This is a genomic window from Actinosynnema sp. NPDC023794 (genome assembly GCF_040639675.1).
Classification (GTDB): Bacteria; Actinomycetota; Actinomycetes; order Mycobacteriales; family Pseudonocardiaceae; genus Actinosynnema; species Actinosynnema luteola.
In genome coordinates, this window is the sequence record NZ_JBFAFR010000076.1 from 1 (window position 1) to 8,767 (window position 8,767).

The window sequence follows — 8,767 nt, forward strand, 5'->3', positions numbered from 1 at the left end:
ACACCGACTCCTGGCGCGCCTACGGCACCCCACTCCTCTTCGACGGCAACGGCAACAAGAAACCCGCCTACACCGCCGTCCTCAACGCCCTCAACTCGGCTCCGCCATCCTCCACCACGACGACAACCACCACCACCACAACGAGCACGACAACGACAACGACAACGACCGACCCCACCACGACGACGACCAGGACGACGACGCCGGTTCCGACCGGGTGCACGGCGACCGTGTCCGCGCTCGATCAGTGGGCGACGGGCTTCGTGGCCACGATCAAGGTCTCGGCGAACTCGGTGAGCGTCGACGGCTGGTCCGTGTCGGCGGCCCTGCCGGCCGGCGCGACGGTCGTGAACTCCTGGAACTCCAACCGGAGCGGCAACACCGGCGCCGTGACGTTCACCAACGTCGCCTACAACGGCGGCATCCCCGCCGGCGGGTCCACGGAGTTCGGCTTCCAGGCCGACGGAACGGCGGGAGTCCTCTCCCTCGCCTGCTCGGCCGGCTAGCTCTCGTCCACTCGATGTCCACGCACAAAAGCGGTTCCCCGTCCGGTGGAGGCGACAACCGGGCGGGGAACCGCTTCTTCAGGGCTGGTTACGTGTCAGGAACAGGCGGTGCCGTTCAGGGCGGGTGAACCGAACGGCGGTGTCGTTCCGCTGTAGCTCGCGTTGTAACCGATGGTCGTCGTTCCACCGGTCGGGAGCGACCCGTTCCAGGACGCGTTGGCGACCCGGACCACGTCGCCCGTGTCGGTCCACGTCCCGTTCCAGCCATGGCTCACGGACACCCCGGGCGCCGAGAACGTGAGGGTCCAGCCGTTGATCAGCTGACCCCGGTTCCCGATCACGATCTCACCGGTGTACCCGCCCGACCACTGGCTGACCACGCGGTGGGTCACCGTGCAGCCGCCACCGGGGTTGTTGCCCGTGGTGGTCGTGGTCGTGGTGGTTGAGGTGGTTGAGGTGGTGGTCGTCGACGTCGGGCCCGCCGCGATCGCCAGGTCGTACGCGCGCTGCGGCACGAACTGACCGGCCGGCGCGATGCACCCGTCCGCCTCACCCGGCAACTTGACCCACAGGAACGCGGCGATCCTGGAATCGCCCGTGTTCGTCGTGCTGGGCGTGCCGATCGCACGCCCGGCGGGGTCGCACCACTCGGTGCCCAGCGGGCCGTTGCCGTTGCGACTGGTGTCGATCACGGCGGTGAGCCTGCCGTCGCCGAGGGCGTTGAGGATGTTCTTGGTGTAGTTGACCTCGTCGGGCGTGCTGCGGTAGTTCGACACGTTCGACGCGATGCCGTCCGCGCTGTTGGAGATGTCGGCGGCGCGCAGCCTGTTGGCCGCCTCCGCCGGGCTCAGCCACGCCGAGTTGCCGATGTCGTAGTACACCTTGGCCTGTCCGGAACCCGACTTGAGCTTCTTGCCGGCGTAGGCCATGGACGCCCTGGTCTGCGCCTGCTGGTCGGCGTTCTGGCAGTTGCTCATGATCGGGAGCACGTCCGGTTCGAGCACGATCGCCGCCGGACGGCCGGCCAGTCCCGCCGCGACCTCGTCCACCCACGCCCGGTAGGCCTGGTGCGAGGGCGCGCCGCCACCGCTCGCCCCGCCGCAGTCGCGGTTGGGGATGTTGTAGACCACCAGGATCGGGATCTTCCCGGCCGAGGCGGCGGCGCCGACGAAGGAGCTGACCTCCGAGCGCACCGTCGAGGTGTTGGTGGTGGTGTACCACCGTGCCTGCGGCACCGAGGCGATCCGGTCGCGGATCACCGCGGCCCGGGAGTCACCGGGGTTGGCGGCGACCCACTTCGCGCTGGAGCTCGAAGGGTCGACGTAGAACGCCGAGTCGGCCGCCTGCGCGGTCGCACCGCCGCCCACCGCCAAGGCCACCGCACCGGCCACTAGCGCGCTCGAGAGCAGGCACGCGGCCGCGGTTCGCTTTCTGGTCCTCATGGTGTCGTCCCCTTGCTCAGAACGCGGGGTACGCGTTCTGGACCAGCGAGGTGAACCCGGCCGGGAACCACGAGCCAGCGTGCGGCGCGCCCGGCATGGCGCCGGTCAGGTTGCCGCCGTTGGCCTGGTCGTCGCCGCGGAAGGCCGGGTCGCACATCGGGTCGTGCTGCTTGCCCTCTTCGTTCGGGCCGTCGGTCTTGGTCGCGATGCCGTCGGACTCACCCGGAGGCTTGACCCACACGTAGGCGTCGAAGCCCGCACGCGGCGCCGCCGTGGGCCGTGCGCCGATGCCCGCACCGGCCTGGTTGCACCAGTTGCCCCGGTGGAGCTTGCGGTCGATGCGGCCGGAGTTCACGTACGCGTCCACCGTCGACCCGCTCGCGCCGCTGGGCCGGTTCGGGCCGCCCCAACCGTTGCGGGAGGTGTCGATCAGCATGCCGATGCCGCTCGGGAAGCCGGCCGCGATGAAGCGGTTGCGCATCTCGGTGCCGAAGTCGGCCTCGTCGAAGAACGGGTTCCACTGGTAGAACGTCGCGGACCGCAGCTGCTGGCTGCCGACGGTGAGGTTCGGGTCGGGCAGGTTGACCTCGTCGGTCGGCGAGGTGTTGGCCATGTTCGACACGAAGCCGTCGACGCTGTTGACGCCCTTGGTGGTGCCCTTGATGGTGTTGGAGATCAACGTCACCGCGGGGCCCAGGTTCGAGTCCCAGCCCAGCCACCCGGCGTGCGCGATGTCGATGTAGTTGTAGACGTTCGGGATCGCGCTGAGCTTGTTGAGCGCGTACTGGATGCCCTGGACGTAGGCGCCGCTGGTGTTGGCCTCGGCGCACTTGGGCTTGCTCAGGTTCGTCACCAGGTTCGGCAGCGAGTCGGGCTCGACGATGTTGACGATCCGCAGGTCGCGGTACTTCGAGTCGGCCAGGATGGCGGCGATGGGGTCGATGTACTCGGCCTTGTAGCGCGCCAGGCCGTTCTCGCCGACCTTCAGCTCGCCGTTGGACGCCAGGGCCGCGCAGTCGCGGTTGGGCAGGTCGTACACGACGATCTGGATCACGACCGGAGTGCCGCCGGCGGACTGCCGCAGCGCCTCGTCGAGGTGACCTCGCAAGCCGCGCCCGGCGGTGATGGCGCCGATGCGGTCCATCCACACGGCGGTGGAGTTCTCGGCGACCTTGCGCATGGACGTGCCCAGGGCGCCGCCGGTCGCGTCGGCCAGCGCGTTCACGTTGGCGACGTAGTCGGGGTTCAAGTAGCCCTTGGCGCCGACGTACGGGTTGGCCACGTGCTCACCGGGGTTGCCCGGCGTGGTCGTGGTCGTGGTGGTCGTCGTGGTCGTCGTGGTGGAGGTCGACGTCGAGGTCGAGGTCGAGGTCGAGGTCGTCGTGGTCGGACCCCCGCCGCACGTGGTGCCGTTGAGCGTGAACGACGTGGGCAGGACGTTCGTGCCCGAGTACGAGGCGTTGAAACCGATGGTCGCGCTTCCACCCGTGGGCAGCGTCGACGCCCACGAGGGGCTCTTCGCGCTCACGTGCTGACCGGACTGGGCGTAGGTCGCGCTCCAGCCGTTGGTGATCTTCTGGTTGCCCGGGAAGTCCCATTCCAGGGTCCACCCGCCCGAGATCGGGTCGCCGAGGTTCTTGAGCGTGACGTTGGCCGTGAAGCCGCTGTCCCACTGGTTGACGCGGTAGTCGACCGAACATCCGGGCGCGGCGCTGGCCGACGTGCTCGCCAGCGTCAGCAACCCCGCGCACAGGGTCAGGGCGGCGGCAGCGGCGCCGCCGCGTGCCAGTTTCGTTGCACTCATTCAGGGTCCTCGCAGCGTCGATGCTGTGGTGTGAGTAAGGGGTGACACTTTCCGGGAGCGCTCCCAGTCGTGGGGTGGCGAATCGGTCGTCGTTGACGGGTGGTCACGGCAAGGCGGCGCGGCGGGCCGCATCTCCCGCGCGGAGAAGGATTCACTTCGGGTCGAATGTAACCACGCCCGGCAGCGCAGTCAATTACCGGAAATGCTAAAGATGTTAGCGCTAACTTTAGCTTTTCGTCTTACGAAAGGCTTTCGCGCCACAGCCTGCCAGCCTTGTCAAGTGCGGTTTTTGGGGTTCCCTTAACCGAAATTCACCCATATGAACCAATGTCACCATTGACAGCGACCTTGCTTGTTAGCGCACACAAGGCCGGTCGCGAACGAACGTTCGCGCACGCCCGCCGAACCACCCGCCGGTTCACGTTGAAAAGCCGCGGTAGTCGAACCAGTCGAACGCCGCGACACCACGCGTGACGTACATGCCGACGACCCGCCCGGCGAGGCCGGTGCTGACCTCGGGCGACAGGTACCGGCCGTCCAACTCCGCCAAGGGACCCGGATCGGCGCCGACGTGGAACGCGATGGTGTCCGGTCCGGCGGGCTCGACGCCCGCGGGTTCGTCGGTCGGCCGCACGAACGACGGCGGCACTAGGTCGGTCGTGCGGGTGACAACGGTGAGCGTGATCGGCCCCGGAGGTCTGGTGCGGCTGGCCACGACCTGGCGCACCGGCCCGATCCGGGCGATCACGTCCACCCGGCCGGGCACGACCTCGAAGTCGTAGCGGTGCGCCTCGTCGCGCCGGATGCTCAGCCCCGCGCGGGCCGTGCCGGGGTCCAGGTGGACCGACACCCGTGAGTCGAGGTGCCGCAGCCGGGTGCCGACGAACGTGCAGCCGGGGCGGTCGAGGGTGTCGCCGGTCGCGTGCAGCGTCAGCCAGCCGGGGCGTTCGGTCAACGACCAGGCCCCGTTCGGGAGCCCGCGCGGTGAGATCCAGGACGGCGCCAGCACGAACTCGTCGAAGTCGTCGCGCGCGGGCTGCGTCGGCGACGGGCGCGACTCCCCCGGCGCGGGCGCGTTCCCGTCCACGCCGTCCACCACGGGCCACTCGTGCTGCCAGCGCACCGGCGTCAGGAACACCTCCTGCCCCAGCACGTGGAAGCCGGACGGGTGCTCGCGGGTCCCCGGCCGCACCAGCCACCAGGCCCCCTCCGGTGTCGTGACCAGGTCCGCGCGGCCGGTGCTACCGGCCGGCCCGAGGGTGCCCACGAGGGCGCTCGGCGCGCGTTCGAACGGCCCGCGGGGAGTGCGCGCGCGGGCGACCGCCGGCGACTGGCCGCACTCGAACAGCAGGTACCACCAGCCACCGACGTGGTACAGGTGTGGCGCCTTCGGGGTGTCATCGCCACTCCAGGCCGGCCACGGACCTTCCAGCACGGTCCCCCGGTAAGGGTCGATGCGGGCCGTGCGCCCGTCGGTCGTCGCGCACCAGCAGTCGCCGTTCTCGTCCCAGGCCAGGTCGGGGACGACACCGGGCAGGTCGATCCACACCGGGTCCGACCACCGCCCGGCGAGGCGGTCGGTCGTGACGACGAACGTGCCGCCCGCCGTCAGGTCCGTCGCGGTCACCCAGAACCTCCCGCCGCGGTGGCGGATGGTGGGCTGGTGGATCCCGCGCGAGGCGGGCGCGTCGGCGGGCAGCCGCAGCTGCTCCGGCCGGTTGAGGACGTTGCCGACCTGCCGCCAGTGCACGAGGTCGCGGCTGTGGAAGATCGGCAGGCCCGGGAAGTACTCGAAGCTGGAGCACACGAGGTAGTAGTCCTCGCCGACTCGGCACACGCTCGGGTCGGGGTGGGATCCACCGATCACGGGTTCGCGGGCGGTGCGCACGGTGATCCTTCCCTGGATCGCGGGTGGACGTCGGGCCGGTGGGCGCGGGGTGGACCCGGTCCGCTCGCGGAGCTGTGCGCGAGCGGACCGGGTCCCTCGGAGCAGCGCCCGCGGGTTGCGTGAGGCGACGGCACCGGAGGGCGGGCGCGCCGCTCAGGCAGCCGTCAGACGCGGCTCCACCTCTGGTTGGCCTGGCCGTTGCAGGTCCACAGGATCAGCCTGGTCCCGTTGGCGGTGGCAGCCTGGTCCGCGTCCAGGCACAGGCCCGCACGAGTGTTGCGGATGGACCCGTCCGAGCCGAGGGTCCACTTCTGGTTGTCCTGCCCGTTGCACGACCACGTGATGACGCGGGTGCCGTTGGCGGTGCCCTGGTTGTAGGCGTCGAGGCACTTGTCCCCGAACACCCGGATCTCGCCACCGGTCCAGCTGGTCCACAGCTGGTTCGCGGCGGTGTGGCAGTCCCAGAGCAGCACGGTCGTGCCGGCGGCGGTGGAGGCGTTCTCGGTGCCGACGCAGCGGTTGGAGCCGGCGCCGCGCAGCTGGGAGGTGGTGGCGGTGATCGGGCTGCCGCCGGAGACGCGGAACGCGGCCACGCCGTGCGCGGGCACGCTCGCCGAGATCGCGCCGGAGGTGGTGGAGGCGCCGCCGGTCCACAGGTCGGTGAGGGCGAACGACCCACCGGACAGGCCGACCTGGGTGGCGGTGGTGGACACCGTGGCGGTGCTGCCGCCCCGGTTGAACAGGCCCACCGCGACCGAGCCGTCCGACAAGGTCTTGGCGAAGACCTCGGTGTTGCCGTCGTCGCGCACGCGCCGACCGCCGGCGCCGAGCCGGTCCTGGTTCACCGCGATCAGCCGCGGGTTGCGCAGGATCGCGCTGACGTCGGCCGACATGGTGCGGATGTCGTTGCCCGCCATCAGCGGCGCGGCCATCAACGCCCACAGGGCGAAGTGCGACCGCGACTCGGTCAGGCTCAGGCCGGGCCGTCCGACGACGAGCATGTCCGGGTCGTTCCAGTTGCCCGGACCTGTCTGCGCGGCCAGCGGCGCGGTGACGTCCAGGACGTTGCCCACGCCCATCGGGTAGCTGTTGGTGTTGCCGTTCTGCCAGATGTCGAGCAGGTCCTCGGTGGTGCGCCACAGGTCGGCGACCTCGCCCCAGTCGTACTTGTCACCCGTCGGCGCGTGGAAGCTGTTGGAGTTGATGCTGTAGACGATCGGGCGACCGGTGGCCCGCAGGGCGTCGCGCATGATCGTGAACCGCGCGATCTGCTCGTCCCGCGTGCCGCTGCCCGAACACCAGTCGTACTTCAAGTAGTCCACGCCCCAGGACGCGAACGACCGGGCGTCCTGGACCTCGTGCCCCTTGCTGCCGGTGGAACCGGGGTGGGTGCCCACGCCCTGGGCGCAGGTCTTCTCGTTGGGCGCCTGGTAGATGCCGAACTTCAGGCCCTTCGAGTGGATGTAGTCGCCGAGCGCCTTCATGCCGGACGGGAACTTCGTCGGGTGGGCGCGCAGGTTGCCCTGGGCGTCGCGCTGCGGGTCGAACCAGCAGTCGTCCACCACCACGTACTGGTAGCCCGCGTCACGCATCCCCGACGACACCATCGCGTCGGCGGCCTGCCGGACCTGCGCCTCCGTGATGCCGCAACCGAAGCTGTTCCAGCTGTTCCACCCCATCGGCGGGGTGAGCGCGGGACTGCCCGGCGCGGCCTGGGCGACGGGAGCCGCGGTGGCCAGGCCCAGCGCGGCGATGGCCGCCATGGCGAGGTGGAGGAGTCGTCCACGGGTACGGGTGGGCATCGTCGCCTCTTCGGTGTCGACCGGGACGCCGTCGGCGTCGGTCACGGTGTCGGCAGGGTGAGTTGGTCGGGGCACGCGACAGGTCCACGGGCGCTCACCGACGGGATCACCACCGTGACCGCGCGGCCTGATGTCACGCCCATGAAACTATGACCAACCAAGACGGGTCAAAGCTAAATTGTGAGCGCTAACTTTGAGCAGTTCGACCACGGAAGAGGCGGACCAGCCCATATCGTCGCGTCGCGCGGCGACGACACCCGGGAAGTTGCCCCATTCGGACCACCGACCGGCACTCGCCGCCCGCCGAGCCCTGCGCGGGACCCGGTCGGTGGTCGTCGCGGCGGACAGCTAAAGACACCACCGTCGGCTTTAGCCGGTCGCTCGAACCGGTCCAGCTCTGAGCCGTCCGGGCAAGGAAGACGAGCGTCTCTCCACTGTGGACAAGCTTGGAGCCGGCACGCCCGGCAGACCGGAGAGGACGTTCGGACCGGCCGGCGACGACCGGGACCGCGCGCCACCTGCACGAAACAGTTGCGTCACGTCTTGACCGACCGTGAGCCATCGTTCACAGTCTGAAGAGCACACCGACGCTCGTGGCCGTGGTTGCCGCGCCCAAATGCGCTTCTCCTCACGTGGAGGCTGTCAACGCTTGGTGTTAGCGCTAACACGAGTGCGCCTCTGGTAGCGGCTCGGCCCCGTGCGGACCTCGATGGCGTCCCTGTCACCGCTGGCACCCGAGCCTGCGGTGTCCGATCCGAAGGACATGTGATGGAACATTCGACACGAGCGGTCATTCGGCCGGCGCTCGCGCGTCGGCCGAGAACAACGGCGTTGCTGCTCGTCGTGGGACTGATCGCCACCATGATGGCGGTGGCGTTCCACAGCTCGGCCAAGGCCGCGGGCACGACACTGGCCACCGCCGCGGCGGAGAAGGGTCGGTACTTCGGCACCGCGGTGGCCGCGGGCAGGATGGGCGACTCCACGTACATGGGGATCCTGAACCGTGAGTTCAACATGGTGACGGCCGAGAACGAAATGAAGATGGACGCGACGGAGCCGCAGCAAAACCGGTTCAACTACACCAACGGGGACCGGATCCTCAACCACGCGCGTGGTCAGGGCATGCGGGTGCGGGGCCACGCCCTGGCGTGGCACTCCCAGCAGCCGGGGTGGATGCAGAACATGTCGGGCAGCGCGCTGCGGTCGGCGTTGCTCAACCACGTCACCCAGGTCGCCTCCTACTACCGGGGCAAGATCTACGCCTGGGACGTGGTGAACGAGGCCTTCCAGGACGGCAGCTCCGGCGCACGCCGCGACTCCAACCT

The 8,767-nt window shown here is 69.7% G+C and carries 6 protein-coding genes; 2 read left to right on the forward strand and 4 right to left on the reverse strand.

Annotated features, from left to right (window positions below; all coding sequences use genetic code 11):
- Nucleotides 1-506, forward strand: a 506-nt coding sequence (locus tag AB0H12_RS44755) for a cellulose binding domain-containing protein (protein ID WP_499632763.1), incomplete at its 5' end; no start/stop codon positions are given.
- Nucleotides 507-601: 95 nt separating this feature from the next.
- Here the strand turns inward: AB0H12_RS44755 and AB0H12_RS44760 are convergent.
- The 4 genes from AB0H12_RS44760 to AB0H12_RS44775 form a co-directional block, all read right to left on the reverse strand.
- Nucleotides 602-1,948: a glycoside hydrolase family 6 protein gene (locus AB0H12_RS44760; RefSeq protein WP_499632766.1), complete on the reverse strand. Its 1,347-nt coding sequence runs from the start codon at nucleotides 1,946-1,948 to the stop codon at nucleotides 602-604.
- A 16-nt stretch (nucleotides 1,949-1,964) separates the two neighbouring features.
- Nucleotides 1,965-3,752, reverse strand: a complete 1,788-nt coding sequence (locus AB0H12_RS44765) for a glycoside hydrolase family 6 protein (protein ID WP_499632769.1) — start codon at nucleotides 3,750-3,752, stop codon at nucleotides 1,965-1,967.
- Between the two features lie 418 nt (nucleotides 3,753-4,170).
- The gene (locus tag AB0H12_RS44770) at nucleotides 4,171-5,640 is read right to left on the reverse strand and encodes a family 43 glycosylhydrolase (protein ID WP_499632772.1); all 1,470 of its coding nucleotides are present in this window, start codon (nucleotides 5,638-5,640) and stop codon (nucleotides 4,171-4,173) included.
- A 164-nt stretch (nucleotides 5,641-5,804) separates the two neighbouring features.
- Nucleotides 5,805-7,442: a glycoside hydrolase family 27 protein gene (locus tag AB0H12_RS44775; RefSeq protein WP_499632775.1), complete on the reverse strand. Its 1,638-nt coding sequence runs from the start codon at nucleotides 7,440-7,442 to the stop codon at nucleotides 5,805-5,807.
- 861 nt (nucleotides 7,443-8,303) lie between these two features.
- Between AB0H12_RS44775 and AB0H12_RS44780 the strand changes: the two genes are divergently transcribed.
- Nucleotides 8,304-8,767 (forward strand): endo-1,4-beta-xylanase (locus AB0H12_RS44780; RefSeq protein ID WP_499632778.1); only part of this gene is annotated, 464 nt, incomplete at its 3' end.